Genomic DNA, 19,179 nt, shown 5'->3' with positions numbered 1-19,179 from the left:
GAAATAAGGTTCACCCATGCAACAGCGACCGCTCGGCCGAAGCGGGCTGGCGGTTTCGCGGCTCGCGCTCGGCACCATGACCTGGGGCCGGGACACCGACGCCGACGACGCGGCCGCCCAGCTGAAGAGTTTCCTCGACGCGGGCGGCAACCTCATCGACACCGCCGACGTCTACGGCGACGGCGACGCCGAGGCCGTCATCGGGTCGCTGCTGGGTTCCCTGGTGCCCCGCGACGAGCTGCTGATCGCCACGAAGGCGGGGCTGCGTCCGGGCAGCGGCCGACGCCGCGACGGTTCCCGGGGCCACCTGCTGCGTACGCTGGACGCCTCGCTGCGCCGGCTCGGCACGGACCACGTCGACCTGTTCCAGCTGCACGGCTACGACCCGGACACGCCGCTGGAGGAGACGCTCGCGGCGCTCGACCACGCGGTGGCCAGCGGCCGGGTCCGCTACGTCGGGGTGTCGAACTTCGCCGGCTGGCAGACCGCGCGGGCGGCGGCCTGGCAGACCGCCTGGCCGGGGCGCGCCCCGGTGGTGGCCGCGCAGGTGGAGTACTCGCTGTTGGAGCGGGGCGTGGAGCGGGAGGTGCTGCCCGCGTGCGAGGCCCTCGGGCTGGGGGTGCTGCCCTGGTCGCCGCTGGGCCGGGGGGTGCTCACCGGCAAGTACCGCCACGGCCGGCCCGCCGACTCGCGGGCGGCCTCGCCGCACTTCGAGCGGTTCGTCGCCACCTACCTGGAGCCCCGCTGCTCCAGCATCGTGGAGGCGGTCGCCATCGCCGCCGGCGGGCTGGGTGTCTCCCCGACGGAGGTGGCGCTGGCGTGGATCCGCGACCGGCCCGGGGTGGTGGCCCCGATCCTCGGCGCGCGGACGGTCGGGCAACTGCTCGGCGCGCTCCAGGTGGAGCGGGTGACCCTGCCGGACGAGATCGTCACCGCGCTGGACGACGTGTCGGCGGTGCCGGTGGGCTACCCCGAGCGCGACGGCTGACCCCGCGTCGCGCGGGGCGAGCGCGCGTCAGGCCGCCGGGCGCCCGCCGGGCAGCTCGCGTACGGCGGCCAGGAAGCGGGCCTGGTCGTCGCGGGTGGCGGGGTTGACGATCCGGATCCAGGACCCGTCGTCGAAGACGATGGTGGACGGGAACTGCATCAGGCGGGCCCCGTGCTCGGATTCGATGCGGGCGACGCGCTGCCGCGGCACGCTCCACAGCACCTGGGGGCGCCGGCGGTCCTCGCGGTCGGGGTCGGGGCGGCGGCCCATCCGCAGCAGGTGCAGGTGGGTGTCGGTGACCGCCAGCGGGGTGCCGGTGTAGCGCTCGAGGAACAGCAGCAGGCTGCCGGCGAGCGTCGCCAGGTCGCCGCTGAAGACGTACCGCCGCCGGTAGGCGATCTCGGCGAGCTGGTCGGCCAGCGGTCGGTAGCGGCTGAGCCGGAACAGCGCCCGGAACGCCTCCTGCTCGTCGGTGAGCGGCAGCGGCTCCCGGGGCGCGGCGCCCGGCGCGGGTTCGGGCTCGGCCGCCTCCGGGGTGCCCGCGGCGAGCACGGCGGCCTTGCCGGGCAGCAGCAGGACGCCGGCGGCGATGCGTACGGGTGTCATCACGGCGTCCACCCAGGCGACGGGGTTGACGATGTTGAGCAGCCCGAACAGCGCGCGGGGGTCGAGCGCCTCGGCCAGCTCCGCGTTGACCCGGTCGGCGAGCTGGCTGCCGGCCCGGTGGTTCTCCGGGGCCCGCACCGGCGCCAGGCCGACGTAGCGGATCTCCTCGCCGGGCAGCAGGGGCGCGACGAGGGCACGCTCGGGCTCGTCGCTGGTGCGGAACTCGTCGCGCAGCTCCCGGGCCTTCTCCCGGGCGGCACGCGCGCCGCCGAGCACCGCGTCGGTCAGCCGGCCCAGCCGGCTGCGCCCCTCGGACACCTCGTACCCCCTCGGTCGGCCGTCACCTGCCGGCCGGTTGCTCCGCCGGCGGCTGCCCGAAGACATTCTGGTCGATCCACTCGGCGCCGCCCCGCACCGCCGCGTCGACCTTGTCGCCGACCTGGTCCATGCCGGGCACGGACAGCCCGGAGACCATCGCCACGGTGCCCCAGGTGGCACCGTGCACGACGGAGTTCGGGATGTTCCACGGCAGGTTGGTGGCCCAGTCCCGGCCGATCATCCGCGCCCCGTCGGCCATGCCGTGCGCCCGCAGCGCGCCGAGGCGCTCGAACGTGCTCATGTCGAACGGCGTGCCGGACTTGCCGAGCTTCCAGTTGCCCTTCGCCGGATCCATGAACTTGTGGAACCACTTGTCGGCGTCGCCGGCGGCGCGGCGCCTGTCGGCGTACTTCTGGCCGGCGCGCAGCGCCTTCTGCTTGTCGACCAGCCTGTCCAGGTGGTTGCGCAGCTTGCGCAGGTGGAGCAGGACCCGTTGCAGCAGCCGGATGACCTTCTGCAGGTGCGTCGCCAACGGTCGGATGATCTTCAGCATCCGGGCCAGCGCGATCATGCCCCGGGTGACGCCCAGCGCCACGCCGGCCGCCCAGGACGCGCCGGCGGTGAACGGTGCCATCAGCAGCGCGGTGACCAGCGTCACCAGCAGGAAGTTCACGAACTCGACGCAGATGTCGACCAGGACGTCGTGCACGGTCTGCAACGCGTCGGCGACCCCGCGCAGGTATTCGGCCGTGGCGGCGAACTGCTCGGCGACGTCCAGCAACTGCTGCTCGACGTCGGCCATCCGCCGCCCGTACGCCTCGCCGGACGGCGAGCGCCAGCCGGCCTGTTCGGCCACGCGTACGCCGCGGTGGCCCATCGCCAGCTCCCGCACCTGCGTGGCCAGCGCGTCCCACTCGGTGGCCTTGGCGCGCAGCGCGGCCGGCTCGCCGTCGACGAGGTCGACGAGCTGGATCAGCGGCCAGGCGAGGGTGCGGCAGACGCTGTCGACCACCTTGTCCACTCCGGACAGGGCGTTGTCGATGCCGTTCCAGAGCTCGACGGCGGTGCCCGCGGGCCCACTCACCGGGGCATCCCGGCGCCGATGGCGCGGAACGAGGCGTCGATGTCCTGCTCGTTGCGCTCGTAGGACTCGGCGGTCGCGCCCAGCGCGCCGCCGACCCGCTCGAACGCGTCGTGGCCGGAGCGGAACAGCTCCATACCGCCGGTGACCTGCTCGGCGTACTTCTCGCGGAGCAGGTCGCTGACGAACGGCAGGTGCCCGAAGGCTCCGTCCGGGATGTCCCCGGCGGAGGTGAGCCGACCCTCCAGCGCGCTCAGCGAGGTGGCCACCCGCTTCGCCGCCACCTCCAGCCGACGTACCGCCTGCACGTCCACGTCGATGTCAGGCACGCCGTTCCTCCCCCACTCGCACCGGCGGGACGACGATACGATCATGCCGCCGCCCGCCGCCACCCCGGGCGGCACCGCGTACGGGAGGTTCCCATGTCTGACCCGCTGTCCGCGTTCGACGCCCTCGCCGGACGGCTCGCCGACATCGAGCGGCGCTTCGCCGGGCTCACCGACGACCTGGACGAGCTGAGCGGCACCGCCACGGACGACAGCGGCCTGGTCTCCGCGACCGTCGGCGCCACCGGCGAGCTCACCGACCTGAGCTTCGCCCCGACCGCGCTGCGGGTGGGCACGGAGGATCTCGCCGCCATGGTCCTGCAGGCGTACCGGCAGGCCCGGGCGGCGGCGACGGAGCAGCTCAACGAGCGCACCGAGGGTCTCGACGCGACGCTCGGCGCGGGGCTGAACGGCATCTTCGGCACGCCCGGCGACTTTGCCTCGCTGGGTCGCCTGGAGGAGGCGATGGGACGCCTCGGGCGCCTCGACGGACGCCTCGCGGGGCCGCCGGCATGACGTCGCCGGGCTGGCCCGACATCGTCGCCCGGCTCCACGACACGCTGTCGGGCTGCGACCGCGACACCGACCTGGAACTCGCCGCCGGCCCCCGCCGGCTGCACCTGATGGTGCGCCGGAACACCGTGCGCGGGGTCTGCCCGCCCTACGACGAGCCACGCCTGGCCGAGCTCGGCTGGCAGGCGCCGCGCGGGGCCGGCGGCTGGTGGTACGAGACGCCGCGCACCGCCGAGGGACTGCGCTGGTGGAGCGGGTTCGCGGCGCGGACCGCCGCCACGGTGCTCACCACGGAGCCCGGCGCGCTGTCCTGCCAGATCCTCCCGCCCACCGGCCCCCGGGTGCGGCCGGAGCCGACCGTCCCGCCGGTGCCCCGCGTCCGGGCCGCCGGGGAACCGCCCGCCGACAAGGAGCGGACCGCTGGGCAACCACCCGCCGGTGAGCCGGCCGCCGGTGAGCCGGCCGCAGGTGGGGCGTCCGTGCTCGACCTGCTCAGCGACGCCGGCGCGCGGCGGGACCTGCCCGGCTACCTCGGCATCCTCGCCGCCGCGGCGGTCTGCGTACCGCTGGCGGCGGAGCCGGGGCCGGACCGCGACGTGCCGTGGACGATCGTCACCGACCCGACCGGCGCGCCGCTGCTGCCCGTCTTCACCTCCCCCGACGCGCTGACCGCGTTCGCCGGGGAGGGCGTGCCGTTCGTCGCCGTGCCCTGCGCGGACCTGCTCGCGGACTGGCCCGACCCGGCGTGGGGGCTGGTGGTGGACGCGGGTACCCCGCGTGCCCTCGCCCTCGGCGCGGCGTCGCTGGCCGCCCTGCTGGCGGCGAACCCGCCCACCGGCTGACCGCCGCCGCACGCTACCTGCCGCGCCGCACGGCCCGTACGCCGAACGCGATCGCGCCGACGACGAGGACGACGCCCAGGAGCTGGAGGCCCGGCGAGTCGTCGGCCTCCCCGAGCACGACGCCGGCGACGCCGAGCGCGACGGCGACGAGGACGAGCAGGTACTTCAGGTACTTCATGGCGTCTCCCTGGTGGCGGCCGGGCCGCTCGCGGAGCTGCCGACGGGCGGTTCGTGGTCGCTGGTCCGGGGCGTGGGGCGCGGCGCGCCGTGTGGGTTCACTCCTCGACCCATTTGAGGAGGTCGCCGGGCTGGCAGTCGAGCACCCGGCACATGGCCTCCAGGGTGCTGAATCGGACGGCCTTGGCCCGGCCGTTCTTGAGCACCGCCACGTTCGCGGGCGTGAGCCCGACGCGCTCGGCGAACTCGCCGACGCTCATCTTGCGTTTGGCCAGCTCGACGTCGATGCGTACGACGATGGGCATCAGATCACCGCCTCCATGTCGGTCCGCAGCGTCGTGGCCTGCCGCAGCAGCGCGCGCATCACCACCATCAGCAGACCCAGCACGGCGACGCCCACCAGCAGCAGGAACAGCAGCAGCGGCAGCCCCGGGTCCGTGGCGTTGAAGCCGACGTAGAGGAAGACGCCCAGCAGCACGACCCAGGCGGCGACGATCGCCCACACGATCGCGTCCACCCACGCCAGCGCGGCGTCGCTGAAGATGCGGTCGTGCTTGACCAGGGTGAGCAGCTTCCAGGTGCAGACGACCACCACCTGCACGCACAGCACCCAGAACACCGCGACGGCGGTCATCGGCCACCTGAGGTAGGCGAGATCCGGGGACTCCTGCGCCATGTGTGCGAACTGACCGGGCAGCGAGAAGGTCTGGAGCATGACCAGGATCCCGAACAGCACCACGAGGAAGACTCGGAGCGGCGCTACCGCTCGATGCTCGTTCAACATGCATCGACTATCGCTTGCAAGCTATCGAAAGTCAATCGGTTCGCCGTACGCCCGCCGCGCCGGGACGCGACCGGTCGGGCCGTCGGCGCGCACCGCGCCCGGCGACGGCGGCGCGGGTCACCGGCGAGGGGGTGGCAAACGGCCGCCGGGCTGGGCAGCATAGGGCTCATGGACTACGAGTACGCGCCGCTGCGGCTACCGCCGAACGTCGACCGGTTGACCGCCGCGGCGCAGTTGGCGATCCAGGCGGAGTTCTCCGGGTGGGAGCTGGCGCGGGTGCGGCTGTACCGCGACGGCACGCGACAGGTGGTGCTGCGCCGCCGCCGGGTCAACCAGCCGCAGCCGGGGCTGTCGTACTGAGCCCGACACACGCAAGGCCCGGGGCCGACCGATCGGTCGGCCCCGGGCCTTCACCGCCGCGTCGGCGGGCCGTCAGCGCCTAGTGGGCGTGGTCGTGCTCCTCGTCGAGCTCCATGAACGGGTGCTCGTCGAGCCGGCCGACCAGCCGGTCGTCGGCGGCCGGCTGGAACGGGCCCGCCGGGTCGTCGTCGTCGAAGGACTCCAGGTCGACCGGGGTGCCGACCTCGCTGACCATCACCACGCCGTCGAGCGGCTCCAGCTCCGGCACGTCCAGCGCGCCGAGCGAGCCGTCGCCGCTCTGCAGCAGCTCCAGCACCGCCTCGCCGACGCCCTCCACGGGCTCCGGCTCGTCCTCGGCCGGGGTGCCCTCCCGCCGGGCCGCCTCGGCGACGCGGATCAGCGCCGAGACGCTCGGCACCCGGTAGTCGCGCCGCTGGCGCACCGAGATGACCCGCGGGTGCGGGTCGGTGGGCTCCACGCCCTCCGCGTCGCCGAAGCGCTGGTCGGCCTCCTCCGGGTCGATCGACTCGACGTCCCACGGGGTGACCTCGCCGAAGGCGTCCAGGAGTTGCTCGTCGTACGCGAAGGACGCGTTGTTCAGCGCGACGTACGCCTGCCAGACGTCGTCGTCGTCGATGCGGCCCTGCGCGGCGCGGACGGCGGCCAGGTGGTGGCGGGCCGCATCGATCACGCGCTCGAGGGCGGCGTCCAGCTCACCGTGCTGGTCGGTCATGTGGGTCAGTCCCTTCACGATCAGAGGTTCCCGCCGGAACACCGGGTTCCTGGCGGGGGCTAGCAGGTGCGGAGGAACCGGTCGAGAACCCGCACGCCGAACTGTAGTCCGTCCACCGGAACCCGCTCGTCGATGCCGTGGAACAACGCGGAGAAGTTCAGGTCGGCGGGCAGCCGCAACGGCGCGAAGCCGAAGCAGCGGATGCCGAGCTGCGAGAACGCCTTGGCGTCGGTGCCGCCGGAGAGCATGTACGGCACCGGCCGCGCCCCCGGGTCCTCCGCGCGCAGCGCGGCCGACATCGCGTCGACCAGGTCGCCGTCGAACGTCGTCTCGAGCGCCGGCTGGCGCTGCACGTACTCGATGACGATGTCCGGACCGACCAGCTCGCGCAGCTGCCGCTCCAGCAGCTCCGACTGCCCCGGCAGGCTGCGGCAGTCGATGGTGGCGGTGGCCCGGCCGGGGATGACGTTGTCCTTGTACCCGGCGGCGAGCCGCGTCGGGTTGGCGGTGTTGCGGATCGTCGCGCCGATGATGTTGGCGATCGGCCCGAGCTTGGCGATCGCGGTCTCCGGGTCCTCCGGGTCCAGCTCGATGCCGAGCAGGTCGGAGACCTCCTCCAGGAACGCCCGCACGGTGTCGGTGACCACCACCGGGAAGCGGTGCCGGCCGACGCGGGCCACCGCCTCGGCGAGCGCGGTGACCGCGTTGTCGTCGTGGACCATCGAGCCGTGCCCGGGCCGGCCCTTCGCGTGCAGGCGCAGCCAGTCGATGCCCTTCTCGGCGGTCTCGATCAGGTAGAGCCGCTGGCTGTCGTTCACCGAGTACGAGAAGCCGCCGACCTCGCCGATGGCCTCGGTGCAGCCGTCGAGCAGACCCCGGTGGCGCTCGACGAGGAAGTGCGCGCCGTAGTCGCTGCCCGCCTCCTCGTCGGCGGTGTACGCGAGGACGATGTCGCGGGGCGGGCGGACCCCGGTGCGCTGCCAGTGCCGCACCACGGCCAGCACCATCGCGTCGAAGTCCTTCATGTCGATGGCGCCCCTGCCCCACAGGTAGCCGTCGCGCAGCTCGCCCGAGAACGGGTGCACCGACCACTCGTCGGCGTCGGCGGGTACGACGTCGAGGTGGCCGTGCACGAGCAGCGCCCCGCGGCTCGGGTCGGTGCCCGGGATGCGGGCGATGAGATTGGCCCGGCCGGGCGCCGACTCGTGGATGACGGGCTCGACGCCCACCTCGGCGAGCTTCTCCGCCACGTACTCGGCGGCGAGGCGTTCCCCGGCGCTGGTGTCGTTGTCCCCGGTGTTGGTGGTGTCGATCCGCAGGAGGTCGCGGCAGAGGTCGACGACCTCGTCGGTGGGGTCGGGTCGGGCGGAGGCGGCGTCGCTCGTCATCGGTTCTTCATACCAGCCCGCCGGCCCGGTGCGGTCGTCCCGCCCTGCCGGCCCCACCCCGCCCGCCCCGGCTGCGGGTGGGGCGGAGCCGGCCGCGTGCCCACCCGGGGGCCGGAGCCGCCGGCGACCGGGCGCGGTTTCGCCGCCGACGGGGCCGGGTACCGCCGCTCGCGACCGCTCCCCACCACATGCTTCGCCCGCCACCAGAGGAGGGCACCATGACCGTTCCCCTGCCACCGCTGCCGCCGACCGGAGAGGACGAGGACTTCCGTCCGGGCGGGCGCAGCATCGCCGACATCCTCGACGCCGAACACCGCCAGCTGCGGGAGTTGCTGCGGCGGCTCACCGCCGAGGGCCCGGAGCCCGCCCCGGGGCGGGGCCTGGAGGTGCTCACCGCGGCGCTGTCGCGGCACCTCTCGGCCGAGGAGCAGTATCTGCTGCCCGCCGTGCGCGCCGCCCTGCCCGACGCGGCCGGCCGCATCGACCGGGCCATCGCCGACGACCGCGCCCTGCTGACCGCCCTGCGGGGGCTCACCGACGACGGGCTCGCCGACGTCGCCGCGCGGGTGCACCGCCACGTCGAGGAGGCGGGCGCGCTGGTCGCGGCGCTGCGCGAGGTGGCCAGCGCCGAGGAGCTCATCCGCCTGGGCAACCGGCTGGAGATCGCCGAGGAGGCGGCCCCCACCCGCCCGCACCCGGGCACGCCGGCGACCCCGCCGTGGAACCGGGTCGTCGAGCCCGCGGTGGGGGTGGTCGACAAGGTCCGCGACGCCGTCACCGGCCGGCCCACCTACCTGGCCGACCTGACCGAGCCGCCGCCGGCCTGAGCCGGCGGGGCCGCGTCGGACAGATCGGAGACCGTTGATCCGTCCAGGCCCTTCCGTCGGCCGCTACGGGGTCATACCGTCACGGTATGAATCTGGAGCTGCGACACCTGAGGGTGATCTGCGCGATCGCGGAGACGGGGAGCGTGACCAAGGCGGCATCGACGCTCGGCCTGGCCCAGCCGGCACTCACCGCCCAGCTCCAGCGCATCGAGCGGACCCTGGGCGGGCCGCTGTTCGAGCGGGACCGCCGCGGCGCCCGACCGACCGCCCTCGGCGAGCTGGTGCTCGCCCGGGCCCGGGTGCTGCTGCCGGCGATGAAGGGCCTGCAGGACGAGGCGGCGCGGCTGGCCGGCGCGGGGGACGCCCCACGCCGGTACCGCTTCGGCGGGGTGAACAGCCCCATCCTCGGCCGCCTGGTGCACCGGCTCGCCGCCGAGCCCCCGCCCGCGCAGATCACCACCCACGCCTCCTGGTCGGCCGAGGAGCTGGCCCAGCTGGTCGCCGGCGGTCGGCTGGACTTCGCGCTGATCGGGGTGTGCGGCGACGCCGCCCCGCCGGCCGAGTTCGGGTTGAGCTGGCGCGAGGTGGCGGTCGACCCGGTGCTGGTGCTGCTGCCCGAGCAGCACCCGCTGGCCGGGCGGGCGGAGGTGAGCCTGGTCGACCTGAGCCGCGAGCAGTGGGTCGCCGCGCCCGGCGACGGCTGCTTCGGCGACTGCTTCGCCGCCGCCTGCGCCCGCGCCGGCTTCACCCCGCGCAAGGTGTACGAGACCGACGTGCGCTGCTGCATCGACATGGTGGACTCGGGCGAAGCCATCGCGCTCTGCCAGGCCACCTTCCGCCCGGTCGCCGGGCTGGTGACCCGGATGCTGGCCGGGACGCCGCTGCGCTGGCGGCTGATGCTGGGCTGGCATCCGGACTCCCCCGCCGCCCGCGACGCCGAGCTGGTGCTGGAGCACGCGCTGGCCGCGTACACCGACTCCCTGGCGGCCCACCCGGAGTACCTGGCCTGGCTGCTGCGCAACCCGACCTACGGGGCGCGGGGGCTGACGGCTGCCGGGGCCGACGGGGTGCGAACGGCGTGACGCCGGGTATCAGGCGGGCATGACCGATCTCTACCCCGCCGCCGACGACCGGGAGATCCTCCGGCAGGCCGCCGCCGCGCACACCGCCGCCACCCGCGACGTGGAGGCGTTCCTGCGTCGCCTGCCGGAGGTGCCCGACCCGGCGGACGTCACGGAGTACGCCAACCTGCTGACCCGCGAGCAGCAGACGCGCGCCGACCGCGAGGCGGCGGCGGACGCCGCGGGCCTGACGATCGGCAGCCTGGAGAGCGACCAGGGTTGACCACGCCGGGCCGGCGACACCCCGGTGTCGCCGGCCCGGCGTTCGTCGAGGCGCCGTACGCCCCGGTCACCGTTTAACGAGGAGCGTCGTGCCCCCCGGTCAGCGTTCGACGAGGACGTCGTGGCCCAGGTCGAGCAGGGCGTGGCGCCACTCGTCGTCGGCGTTGCCGCGCGGTGGCTTCTCGTCCAGCAGGGACTGGATCTCGTCGATCGCGTCCCGCATCACCCGGATGTCCTCCGGGGTGAGGTCGACCTTGCGTTTGCTCAGCACCCGCAGGATCCGCCGGCCCAGCCCGGGCAGGTCGAGGTCCGGGTCGGGCCCGAACGACTCCTCCCCGGAGCCGCGGGTCAGCAGCCACTGCCGCAACTGTTCCGACGGGACGTTCACCTGGGCGTGGAAGTCGTCCCAGAGCACCTCCACCTCGGGTTCGAGCCGCTGCTCGCGTACCATCAGCCCTCCTCTCGACGGCGGCGGTCGGACTCCGCCGGCTCCGGGTCGTCGCCCTGTTGGCCCACGCCCTCCGGCGGCACCCGCACCCGGGCGGGGTTCGCGGTCGGCGGGGCCAGGATCGGATCGGTGCGCTCGCTCTCGTCCCGGGTCTCCTCGGGTTCGGTCATGTCCGTCCTCCGGTCAGCGGGGATGGGACGTCGTGGCCGGGGTGTAGCCGCGCTCGCCGGCCGCCACGTCGAAGGCGAGCCGCCCGTCGCGGGCGTCCACGGTGACCTTCTGGCTCGGTGAGACGGCCGACTCCAGCAGCATCCGGGAGAGCTGGTTGTCCACCTCCCGCTGGATGACCCGGCGCAGCGGGCGGGCACCGAACTCCGGCTGGTAGCCGTGCTCGGCGATCCAGTCGATGGCGGGGGTGGTGAAGTGGACCTGGATGTCCTGCGCGTGCAGCCGGCGGCGGGTCTCCTCCAGCAGCAGGCCGGTGATCTGGCGCAGCTGCTCGGCCTCCAGCCGACGGAAGATGATCACCTCGTCGATGCGGTTGAGGAACTCCGGCCGGAAGTTCTCCTGGAGCCGGCGCATCAGCCGCTCGCGCAGCTCGTCGCGCTCCTGATCGCCGCCCTCGGCGCCGGTGCCGAACCCGACGGCGCGCTGGGCGCCGGTGATCAGCTCCGAACCCAGGTTGCTCGTCATGATCAGCACGGTGTTCTTGAAGTTGACCGTACGGCCCTGGCTGTCGGTGAGCCGCCCCTCGTCGAGCACCTGGAGCAGGATGTTGAACACGTCGGCGTGGGCCTTCTCGATCTCGTCGAGCAGCACCACCGCGTACGGGCGGCGGCGGACGGCCTCGGTGAGCTGGCCGGCCTCCTCGTAGCCGACGTACCCGGGCGGGGCGCCGACGAGCCGGCTGACGGTGTGCCGCTCCTGGAACTCGCTCATGTCCACCCGGACCATCCGGTCGGCCTCGCCGAACAGCGCCTCCGCAAGGGCCCGCGCCAGCTCGGTCTTGCCGACGCCGGTGGGCCCGAGGAAGAGGAAGCTGCCCATCGGGCGGTTCGGGTCGGCCAGCCCGGTACGCGAGCGGCGCACCGCCTCGGCGACCGCGGTGACCGCGTCCTCCTGGCCGACGACCTTCTCGTGCAGGTGGCCCTCCAGGCGCAGCAGCCGGTCGCGTTCCTCCTCGGTGAGCTGGCTGATCGGGATGCCGGTGGCCCGGGAGACCACCTCGGCGATCTCCTGCGGCCCGACGGCCGGCACCTGCGACGAGCCGCCCTCGTCGCCGCGGGCCAGGCGGATCTGCTCCTCCAGCTCGGCGAGCCGGTCACGCAGCGCGGACGCCTTCTCGTACTGCTCGTCGGCGACCGCCTGCTCCTTGTCGCGGCGTACCTCGTCGAGCTGCGTCTCCAGCTCCCGCACGTCGGAGGCGGGGGTGCGGGTACGCAGCCGCACCCGCGCGCCGGCCTGGTCGATCAGGTCGATCGCCTTGTCCGGCAGGAACCGGTCGGTGACGTACCGGTCGGACAGCTCGGTTGCGGCGACCAGCGCCTCGTCGGTGAAGCGCACCTGGTGGTGGGCCTCGTAGCGGTCGCGCAGCCCGCGCAGGATGGCCACGGTGTCGTCGACGGTGGGCTCCGGCACGAACACCGGCTGGAACCGGCGGGCCAGCGCCGCGTCCTTCTCGATGCTCTTGCGGTACTCGTCCAGCGTGGTCGCGCCGATCACCCGCAGCTCGCCCCGGGCCAGCGCCGGCTTGAGCATGTTCGAGGCGTCCATGCCGCCCTCGCTGCCCGCCCCGCCCGCGCCGACCAGGGTGTGGATCTCGTCCAGGAAGACGATCAGCTCCTCGCGGTGCGCCCGGATCTCGTCGATGACCTTCTTCAGCCGCTCCTCGAAGTCACCCCGGTACCGGGTGCCCGCGACCAGGCCGGCCAGGTCGAGTTGGATCACCCGCTTGCCGAGCAGCGTCTGCGGCACGTCGCCGTCGCAGATCCGCTCCGCCAGGCCCTCCACGATCGCCGTCTTGCCGACGCCGGCCTCGCCGATCAGCACCGGGTTGTTCTTGGTCCGCCTCGACAGGATCTCGACGGCCTGCTCGATCTCCTCGGCCCGGCCGATCACCGGGTCGATCTGGTCGTTGCGGGCCAGGTCGGTGAGGTCCTGGCCGTACTGGTCCAGGGTGGGGGTGCCACGGTCGGGCCGGGGTCCGTTCGCCGGCCCGCGCTCGGCGCTGGCGGCCTGCAACGACTCGGGCTGGATCCGCCCGGCGGCGAGCATCCGGCCCGCCGGGGACTCGGGGTTGAGCGGCAACGCCATCAGGATGTGCTCGGGGCCGATGTAGTTGGCGCCCATCGCCCGGGACAGCTGGTGGGCGTCGAGCAACGCCCGCTTGGCCGCCGGGGTGAGCGACAGGTTCGGCGGCACCTCGCCCCGGGGCGCGCCGTCACCGCGCCCGCCGAGGGCGTTGAGCAGCGTGTCCGGGTCGGCGCCGGCACGGCGGACGAGGTCGCGCAGCGGCTCGCGTTGCAGCGCGGCCCAGAGCAGGTGGTCGGTGTCCAGGTCGGTGCTCTGCCGCTGGGCGGCCCGCCGGGCCGCGTCGGCCAGCATCTCCCGGGCGTCGGCGGTCATCAGCCGGGTGATGTCGACCCGGTGCGCGGGTCGGCGTCCCCCCTCGCCCCGGCCGAAGTACCGGGCCAGGAACTCGTCCCAGGGGTCGGAGCCGAAGTCACCGGGTCCCATCATGTCTGTCCTCCGCAGTCGGGCGCGACGGTCGCCAGGGGCTACCCGGCGACCGTCGCGACAAACGCCGCCGCCGGGCGGGCGGACCGGGGCTCCCCGCCGACGCTCGCGGCAGGCCACGGGCACCTTGCGCGGTCGCGGGGTGGGCGGGTGGCAGGCTGACGGCATGGACGCGACGACGCCGCTGCTGATCGTGGACGCCGCCAACGTGGTGGGATCCCGCCCGGACGGCTGGTGGCGCGACCGCACGGGTGCGACCGCCCGGCTGCGCGACTCGCTGGCCCCGGTCGCCGCCGCCGGCCTGCCCCCGCAGTTGCCGCCCCCGGTGGAGGTGGTGCTGGTGGTGGAGGGCCGGGCGCGGGACGTGCCGGGCACCGCCGAGGTCCGGGTGGTCGCCGCGCCGGGGTCCGGCGACGACGCCGTCGTCGACCTGGTCGCCGCCGCGCCGCAACGCCGGCGGCTGGTCGTCACCGCCGACCGTGAGCTGCGGGAACGCGTCACCGCGCAGGGAGCCGAGGTGTACGGCCCGCGCTGGCTGCGCGACGGCACCACCCCGCCCGGCGGGTCCCGCTGATCGGATTGTCGGCGCTTCCGGTCGACAACCGGTCAGCGGGGCAGGAACACTGACAGGGCGGATGTTCTCTCACCGTGAGGGATAGGCTCTAATGGAGGCCTCCCCGCCCCCAGGAGGTTTCGCCGTGGCGAGCGTCGCCGAGCTCAAGGCAGCCATCGATGTCGCGCTGCAACAGATCGGCGACGGCCAGAGCGCCGTGCAGGCGGCCGGCGAGAAGCTGGCCGAGGCGCAGCAGACCCTGGCCGGCGCGCTGGAGGGCAGCGGGCACGAGACGGTCGAGGCGGCCCAGTCCTCGCTGACCCAGGCCAGCCAGGAGCTGGAGGAGTGCCTCGCCGCGACACTCGTCGCCGTCGAGCAGGCGCAACTCTACGTCGCGACGCTCTGAGGTCCGGCCGTGTCCATCGTCGAGGACGTCGGCGCACAGGTCCGCGCCGCCGCCGATGACCTGCCGCTGGCCCAGCTGGCTCTGGCGCTGGAGAAGTTCGGGCTGGCCGCCGAGCGGCTGCGCTGGGTGCGCCAGGAGTCGGCCGACCCGATGGGGGTGCCGGAGCTCTCCGCCGCCACCGAGCACGCCGAGACCGCCGGCTACGCGCTGCGCGTCGCGCAGGAGCAGCTGTCGGCGTACCTCGCCGCGATCGGGCTGGCCGCCGACGGCTCCCCGGCCCCGAGGCCGCAGGAGCAGCAGCGCCGGCCGGTGCACGACGCGCCGCGCGAGGCCACCCCGGGCGCGGCGGCGCCCGAGCCGGCCGCCGACGTGACGCCCCGCCGCTGGTGGTCGGTACGGGTGGCGGAGCTGACCGGCGGCCGGGAGGGTCCACCGGAGCAGCCCGACGAGAAGGTCGACGACGCCCGGGAGCTGCTGCGCCGAGTCGTCGGCGGGGTCCGGGCCGGCGACCGCGACCGGCTGCACGCCGAGCTGCGTCGCGCGCACGCCGACGTCGGCCTCGGCATGGCCGCCGTGGCCCCGCCGCTGCTACGCGAGCTGGCCGGGGAGCTGCTCGGGCACCCACCGCGTGCCGACGACCTGGGCCGGCTGCACCGCGAGCTGGACGGCCGCGTCCGGGACCTGCTGCCCGGCCTGCCCCCGGCGGTGCTGGACACCCTGCTGACCCGGATCTGCCGGATGCCACCGCCGCGGCGCGGCGAGGCCGAGCAGCCGCACGCCGCCGACCCGGCGGTCACCGCGGGGGTGCTCACCGGGGTGCTGCTGGCCCGGCTCGGCCGGGACCTGCCCACCGACGACGAGCGGGCCCGGCAGGCCGAGACCGCCCGGGAGCGGCGCGCCGCCGACGAGCGGGGCCGGCAGGGCGAGGCCGCCCGGGACCGGGCCGACGACGCCGAGTGGCAGCGCCGCGCCGCCGCCGCGAAGGGCCGGGTGGCCGCCGCGCGGGAGCGGGTCGCGGCGGCCCAGCAGCGGGCGGCGGCCGCCCACGACCAGGCCAGCGCGGCCCGGGAGCGGGCGGCGCGACCCGACGCGGCCGAGCGGGCGGCGCGAACCGGCCGGGCCGACGCAGCCGAGCGGACGGGGACCCCCGAGCGGCCCGGCGCGGCGCGGGACCGGGCGGCGACGCACGACCGTCCCACCCCGACGAACGACCGGGCGGCGAGTGCCCGGCCCGGTGGATCTCCGGGCGGCGCGGCGCCGCGACAGGGCGCAGCGGTCGACGGCGCGACGGGCGCGGGACGGCCCGGCGGCGTCTGGTCGAGCCCGCCCCCGGGCCGGCCGGCCCGGGGCGCCGGGACGGACCCGCGCGGGCGGGGCGTCGATGGCTGACCGGCGCAGCCAGCTGGTCACCCGGGTCCGGGGCATGTTGGGCGAGGCCCTCGGCGCGACCCGGACCCGGCTGTCCACCGCGCAGACCGAGCTGACCACGGCCCGGGAGCGGCTGGCGAAGGTCCGCCGCGCCGCGGCGGGCGTGCCGGAGCGGGTCGGCGCGCAGCGCGACCGACGGCTGGCCGAGATCGACGAGCGGCACGCCGAACGCATCGCGGAGCTGGCCCGGCGTGCGGCGGACGCGGCGCAGCGGGAGGCCCCCGGGGCGGCCTCCGCGGACTGGGCCCGGTGGCGCCCCACCCCGACCCGGCGGGCCGAACCGCCGGGCGCGCTGCGCGTCGGCACGGTACGCATCCCCGGCGCCGAGCCGGTGCCGGCGCTGGTGCCGCTGCTCGACGCCGGCCACGTCGAGCTGACCGGGGACGACCGGGTGGGCTGCGACGCGGTGGTGTCGGCGCTGCTGCTGCGCGGCGTCGGGCGGGCCGACCCGGGCGCCGTCCGGCTGGTCGGCTACGACCCCGAGCACCTGGGCGGCGGCCTGGCCGGGTTCGCCCCCCTCGGCACCGCCGGGCTGCTCACCTTCGTCGGCCCGGGCGGGCTGGCCCGGCTGCTCGACGACCTGGTCGAGCAGATCCGCCGGATCAACGAGACGGTGCTGGCGGGCGAGTACGGTTCGCTGCGCGAGCTCGCCGCCGCCACCGGACGCCGGCCCGAACCGTGGCGGGTGGCGGTGCTGCTGGGCGGCGAAGAGCTGTCCCGTCACGAACGCGGCCAGCTCGACCGGGTGGTCCGCACCGGGGCGGCCTGCGGCGTGCACCTGGTGGTGCGGGGCGTTTCGCTGCCCGAGGACCCCACCGTGACCCGGGTGGGCGCGCACACCGACGGCGCCCGCATCGGCGGGCCGGGCGGCCTGCCCGTACGCCTCGACCCCCCGCCCCCGCCGGTGCTGGTCACCGAGACCTGCCGCGAGGTGGCGGCACGGGTCAACGCCGGGCCGGCGCCCACCCCGTTCACCGACCTGCTGCCGCCGCCCGAGCAGATGTGGCGGGAGGACTCCGCGACCGGGCTGACCGCCCCGATCGGTGAGGGGCCGCACGGTCGGCCGGTGCTGCTCACCCTGGGCGACTATCCGCCGCACGCGCTGATCGGCGGCCCGTCCGGCACCGGCAAGACGAACCTGATCTTCGCCTGGATCGGCGCGCTGGCCGCCCGCTACTCCCCCGCCGAGCTGGAGTTCTACCTGCTGGACTTCAAGGAGGGGGTGTCCTTCGCCCGGTTCGCCAAGGGCCGGCGGGACCCGAGCTGGCTGCCGCACATGCGCCTCGTCGGGATCAACGTCAACACCGACCGGGAGTTCGGGCTGGCGTTGCTGCGCTTCCTCGCCGAGGAGCTGCGCCGACGCGCCGACGCCGCCAAGAAGCACGAGGTCACCAAGCTCGCGGAGCTGCGCGCCGTCGACCCGACGGGGCACTGGCCGCGCATCGTCGCGGTGGTCGACGAGTTCCAGATGCTGCTGGCCGGGCGGGACGTGGTCGCCCGGGAGGCCGCCGACCTGCTGGAGGACCTGGCCCGGCGCGGCCGGTCGCAGGGCATCCACCTGGTGCTCGCCTCGCAGGACGTGCGCGGCATCGAGGCGCTGTGGGGTCGTCCCGCGCTGGTCGCGCAGTTCACGCTGCGCATCGCCCTGCCGAAGGCCCTGCGGATCCTCGCCGAGCGCAACGACGCCGCCCAGTCCCTGCCGCGCCACCACGCGGTGGTCAACGCGGAGTCGGGCATGGCGGAGGGCAACCAGGTGGCCCGCATCCCGTCGGCCAGCGACTGGGAGACGTGGAGCGAGTTGCAGCACCGGCTGTGGCGGATGCGCCCGCAGGACGCCGCGCCGGCCCGGCTCTTCGACGGCGACGCGATCCCCCGGCTCGCCGACGCGCCGGACTTCCGGGCGTTGACCGCGCCGGAGACGGGGCACGCGCGTACGCCGGTCGCGCTGCTCGGCGAGATCATCGACGTGCAGGCGCGCTCGGCGGCGCTGCGGCTGCCCCGGGCGCCCGGCCGCAACCTGGCGGTGCTCGGCACCCGGGTGGACGAGGCGTGCGCGGTGCTCGACGCGGCGGCCCGCTCCCTGGCCCGCCAGCACCGCCCGGGCACGGCCCGCTTCTCCATCGCCTGCCTCGACCCGGACGCCGACCCGGCCGCCCGGTCCCTCTACGAGGACCTCGCCGACGACGCCGCCTGGTACGACGAGGAGACGGTCGGTGAGCTGATGGCCGAGACCGCCGAGGGGCTGGGCGCGCCGGGCACCCCGCACTACCTGCTGCTGTTCGCCGTCGACGCGGCGGCCGGGGCGTTGGCGACGCGGATCGGCCGGCGTACGGGGCTGGAGGAGCTGCGCCGGATCCTGCACGACGGGCCGGAGCGGCGTACCCACGTGCTGGCCTGGTGGCGGGGCGTCGCCCGGATGCGGGTCGACCTCGGTGGGCCGGCGGCCCGGACGGACCAGATCGGCGCCTGGGTGGCGCTGGACGCCCACGGCGGCGAGCTGGGCTCCTCGCTGTACCCGGGCACCGGTGGCCCGGACTGGTATCCCCGCCCCTGGCGGGGGCTGTTCTTCGACCGGGCGGTGCACCGTACCGGTCAGGTGATCATTCCCTACGGGCCGGCGCGATGAACGAACCGGTGACCAGCGGGTCGTACGCGGCCCAGATCCGTCGGCTGGCGGAGCTGAGCGCCCGGGTGCGCGCCCAGCGGGACGAGGCGCACACCTGGCACGCCCAGCAGTGTGCCGCCGCCGAGCGGGCCGTCGCCGAGGCGGAGGCGGCGCTCCGGCGCGCGGAGCAGGAGCTGGTGGACGCCCGGGAGGAGCAGGAACGGGTCGACGCCGAGGTCGCCGACCTGTGGCAGTCGCTGCGCGCTCGGCTCGGCGGTTCGGGCCGCCGGGCGGGTGGGCCACCGGCACCGGTGCCCGGCGCGACGGGCGATCCGGCTCCGCTGCTGGCCGGGGTGCGCGACCTGCTCGTCCGCACCCGCCAGCCGGGTGACCTGCCCGGTTCGGTCAACCCCCTGCTGGCGTTGTGCGGGGTGGCCGGCGCGGTGCTCGCGTACGCCCTCGGCGGGGCGGCCCGGGCGGCGGGCGACCGGTACGGCGGGGAGCTGGGGGTCGGGCTGCCGGTCCTGGCCCTGGTGGTGACGCTGCTGGGCCCGCTGGTCGGTCTGGTGCCGGCGAAGGTCCTGGCCGACCGCCGGCACGCCGTGCTCGGCCCACGGCCGATGACCGTCGTGCTCGTCGCCGGGCTGGTGACCACCGTCGCGTTGCTGGTCGCCGGCCGCTGATCCGCCGTCGCGGCGGCGTCCGGGCGTTCCGGGC

23 protein-coding genes are annotated in these 19,179 nt (G+C 75.4%); 12 read left to right on the top strand and 11 right to left on the bottom strand.

What is annotated here, in order from left to right:
* Positions 1-16 precede the first annotated feature (16 nt).
* Positions 17-988, top strand: a complete 972-nt coding sequence (locus AC5L34_RS16885) for an aldo/keto reductase (protein WP_101409569.1) — start codon at positions 17-19, stop codon at positions 986-988.
* Between the two features lie 27 nt (positions 989-1,015).
* On the opposite strand, the gene AC5L34_RS16880 is transcribed toward AC5L34_RS16885, so the two are convergent.
* From AC5L34_RS16880 to AC5L34_RS16870, 3 genes are read right to left on the bottom strand one after another with little or no spacing between them, the layout of a single operon-like run.
* A complete protein-coding gene (locus AC5L34_RS16880; protein ID WP_441177461.1) occupies positions 1,016-1,912 on the bottom strand; it encodes a hypothetical protein in 897 nt (298 codons plus the stop codon).
* 22 nt (positions 1,913-1,934) lie between these two features.
* Positions 1,935-2,996, bottom strand: a complete 1,062-nt coding sequence (locus AC5L34_RS16875; protein WP_494825829.1) for a WXG100 family type VII secretion target — start codon at positions 2,994-2,996, stop codon at positions 1,935-1,937.
* Complete coding sequence (locus tag AC5L34_RS16870) at positions 2,993-3,322, bottom strand: hypothetical protein (protein ID WP_494825827.1); 330 nt, start codon at positions 3,320-3,322, stop codon at positions 2,993-2,995. Before AC5L34_RS16870 ends, AC5L34_RS16875 begins: the two co-directional genes overlap by 4 nt.
* A gap of 93 nt (positions 3,323-3,415) precedes the next feature.
* Here AC5L34_RS16870 and AC5L34_RS16865 point away from each other — a divergent pair, with 93 nt between their 5' ends.
* Both AC5L34_RS16865 and AC5L34_RS16860 read left to right on the top strand, forming a co-directional pair.
* Entirely contained in the window at positions 3,416-3,835 is a 420-nt protein-coding gene (locus AC5L34_RS16865; protein WP_441177464.1) for a YbaB/EbfC family nucleoid-associated protein, read from the top strand.
* Positions 3,832-4,674, top strand: coding sequence for an SseB family protein (locus AC5L34_RS16860; protein WP_494825825.1), 843 nt, complete (start codon positions 3,832-3,834; stop codon positions 4,672-4,674). The genes AC5L34_RS16865 and AC5L34_RS16860 overlap by 4 nt, the downstream gene beginning before the upstream one ends.
* 13 nt (positions 4,675-4,687) lie before the next feature.
* Here AC5L34_RS16860 and AC5L34_RS16855 read toward each other — a convergent pair whose 3' ends face one another.
* The 3 genes from AC5L34_RS16855 to AC5L34_RS16845 all read right to left on the bottom strand — a co-directional run bounded on the left by AC5L34_RS16855 (position 4,688) and on the right by AC5L34_RS16845 (position 5,635).
* Positions 4,688-4,852, bottom strand: a complete 165-nt coding sequence (locus AC5L34_RS16855; protein WP_441177466.1) for a hypothetical protein — start codon at positions 4,850-4,852, stop codon at positions 4,688-4,690.
* A 97-nt stretch (positions 4,853-4,949) separates the two neighbouring features.
* On the bottom strand, positions 4,950-5,156 hold the full coding sequence (locus AC5L34_RS16850; RefSeq protein ID WP_494825823.1) for a helix-turn-helix domain-containing protein: 207 nt from the start codon (positions 5,154-5,156) through the stop codon (positions 4,950-4,952).
* Positions 5,156-5,635: a DUF2975 domain-containing protein gene (locus tag AC5L34_RS16845; RefSeq protein WP_101409563.1), complete on the bottom strand. Its 480-nt coding sequence runs from the start codon at positions 5,633-5,635 to the stop codon at positions 5,156-5,158. The genes AC5L34_RS16850 and AC5L34_RS16845 overlap by 1 nt, the downstream gene beginning before the upstream one ends.
* A 168-nt stretch (positions 5,636-5,803) precedes the next feature.
* On the opposite strand from AC5L34_RS16845, the gene AC5L34_RS16840 reads away from it, so the two are divergent.
* The gene (locus AC5L34_RS16840; protein ID WP_013734349.1) at positions 5,804-5,995 is read left to right on the top strand and encodes a DUF5703 family protein; all 192 of its coding nucleotides are present in this window, start codon (positions 5,804-5,806) and stop codon (positions 5,993-5,995) included.
* A 79-nt stretch (positions 5,996-6,074) separates the two neighbouring features.
* Here the strand turns inward: AC5L34_RS16840 and AC5L34_RS16835 are convergent, their stop codons facing one another.
* Both AC5L34_RS16835 and AC5L34_RS16830 read right to left on the bottom strand, forming a co-directional pair.
* Positions 6,075-6,728 (bottom strand): hypothetical protein, encoded by a 654-nt coding sequence (locus AC5L34_RS16835; RefSeq protein ID WP_363626822.1) that lies wholly within the window; start codon positions 6,726-6,728, stop codon positions 6,075-6,077.
* A gap of 59 nt (positions 6,729-6,787) precedes the next feature.
* Positions 6,788-8,116 (bottom strand): M20/M25/M40 family metallo-hydrolase, encoded by a 1,329-nt coding sequence (locus AC5L34_RS16830; protein ID WP_089000629.1) that lies wholly within the window; start codon positions 8,114-8,116, stop codon positions 6,788-6,790.
* Positions 8,117-8,334: 218 nt separating this feature from the next.
* Between AC5L34_RS16830 and AC5L34_RS16825 the strand changes: the two genes are divergently transcribed.
* The 3 genes from AC5L34_RS16825 to AC5L34_RS16815 all read left to right on the top strand — a co-directional run bounded on the left by AC5L34_RS16825 (position 8,335) and on the right by AC5L34_RS16815 (position 10,287).
* On the top strand, positions 8,335-8,943 hold the full coding sequence (locus tag AC5L34_RS16825) for a hemerythrin domain-containing protein (protein ID WP_441177467.1): 609 nt from the start codon (positions 8,335-8,337) through the stop codon (positions 8,941-8,943).
* Between the two features lie 86 nt (positions 8,944-9,029).
* Positions 9,030-10,025: a LysR family transcriptional regulator gene (locus tag AC5L34_RS16820; RefSeq protein ID WP_441177468.1), complete on the top strand. Its 996-nt coding sequence runs from the start codon at positions 9,030-9,032 to the stop codon at positions 10,023-10,025.
* Between the two features lie 19 nt (positions 10,026-10,044).
* The gene (locus AC5L34_RS16815) at positions 10,045-10,287 is read left to right on the top strand and encodes a hypothetical protein (protein WP_441177469.1); all 243 of its coding nucleotides are present in this window, start codon (positions 10,045-10,047) and stop codon (positions 10,285-10,287) included.
* A 99-nt stretch (positions 10,288-10,386) separates the two neighbouring features.
* Here AC5L34_RS16815 and AC5L34_RS16810 read toward each other — a convergent pair whose 3' ends face one another.
* Genes AC5L34_RS16810 through AC5L34_RS16800 form a run of 3 tightly spaced genes read right to left on the bottom strand, consistent with a single transcriptional unit; the run spans position 10,387 to position 13,473 of the window.
* Positions 10,387-10,737 (bottom strand): DUF3140 domain-containing protein, encoded by a 351-nt coding sequence (locus AC5L34_RS16810; RefSeq protein WP_089000633.1) that lies wholly within the window; start codon positions 10,735-10,737, stop codon positions 10,387-10,389.
* Complete coding sequence (locus tag AC5L34_RS16805) at positions 10,737-10,904, bottom strand: hypothetical protein (protein WP_199184466.1); 168 nt, start codon at positions 10,902-10,904, stop codon at positions 10,737-10,739. The genes AC5L34_RS16810 and AC5L34_RS16805 overlap by 1 nt, the downstream gene beginning before the upstream one ends.
* 13 nt (positions 10,905-10,917) lie before the next feature.
* Complete coding sequence (locus tag AC5L34_RS16800) at positions 10,918-13,473, bottom strand: ATP-dependent Clp protease ATP-binding subunit (protein WP_441177470.1); 2,556 nt, start codon at positions 13,471-13,473, stop codon at positions 10,918-10,920.
* Positions 13,474-13,636: 163 nt separating this feature from the next.
* On the opposite strand from AC5L34_RS16800, the gene AC5L34_RS16795 reads away from it, so the two are divergent.
* The 5 genes from AC5L34_RS16795 to AC5L34_RS16775 all read left to right on the top strand — a co-directional run bounded on the left by AC5L34_RS16795 (position 13,637) and on the right by AC5L34_RS16775 (position 19,145).
* Positions 13,637-14,044: a PIN domain-containing protein gene (locus tag AC5L34_RS16795; protein WP_494825817.1), complete on the top strand. Its 408-nt coding sequence runs from the start codon at positions 13,637-13,639 to the stop codon at positions 14,042-14,044.
* A gap of 124 nt (positions 14,045-14,168) precedes the next feature.
* Positions 14,169-14,429 (top strand): hypothetical protein, encoded by a 261-nt coding sequence (locus AC5L34_RS16790; RefSeq protein ID WP_089000636.1) that lies wholly within the window; start codon positions 14,169-14,171, stop codon positions 14,427-14,429.
* A gap of 9 nt (positions 14,430-14,438) precedes the next feature.
* Positions 14,439-15,818: a hypothetical protein gene (locus AC5L34_RS16785; RefSeq protein ID WP_494825815.1), complete on the top strand. Its 1,380-nt coding sequence runs from the start codon at positions 14,439-14,441 to the stop codon at positions 15,816-15,818.
* Entirely contained in the window at positions 15,811-18,483 is a 2,673-nt protein-coding gene (locus tag AC5L34_RS16780) for an FtsK/SpoIIIE domain-containing protein (protein WP_441177473.1), read from the top strand. The genes AC5L34_RS16785 and AC5L34_RS16780 overlap by 8 nt, the downstream gene beginning before the upstream one ends.
* On the top strand, positions 18,480-19,145 hold the full coding sequence (locus AC5L34_RS16775) for a hypothetical protein (protein ID WP_441177474.1): 666 nt from the start codon (positions 18,480-18,482) through the stop codon (positions 19,143-19,145). Before AC5L34_RS16780 ends, AC5L34_RS16775 begins: the two co-directional genes overlap by 4 nt.
* The last annotated feature ends 34 nt before the right edge of the window (positions 19,146-19,179 follow it).

Source organism: Micromonospora sp. ZG13, from assembly GCF_059359355.1.
The sequence above is the reverse complement of the archived record's forward strand: the minus strand, read 5'-3'. Positions and strand labels throughout refer to the sequence as shown.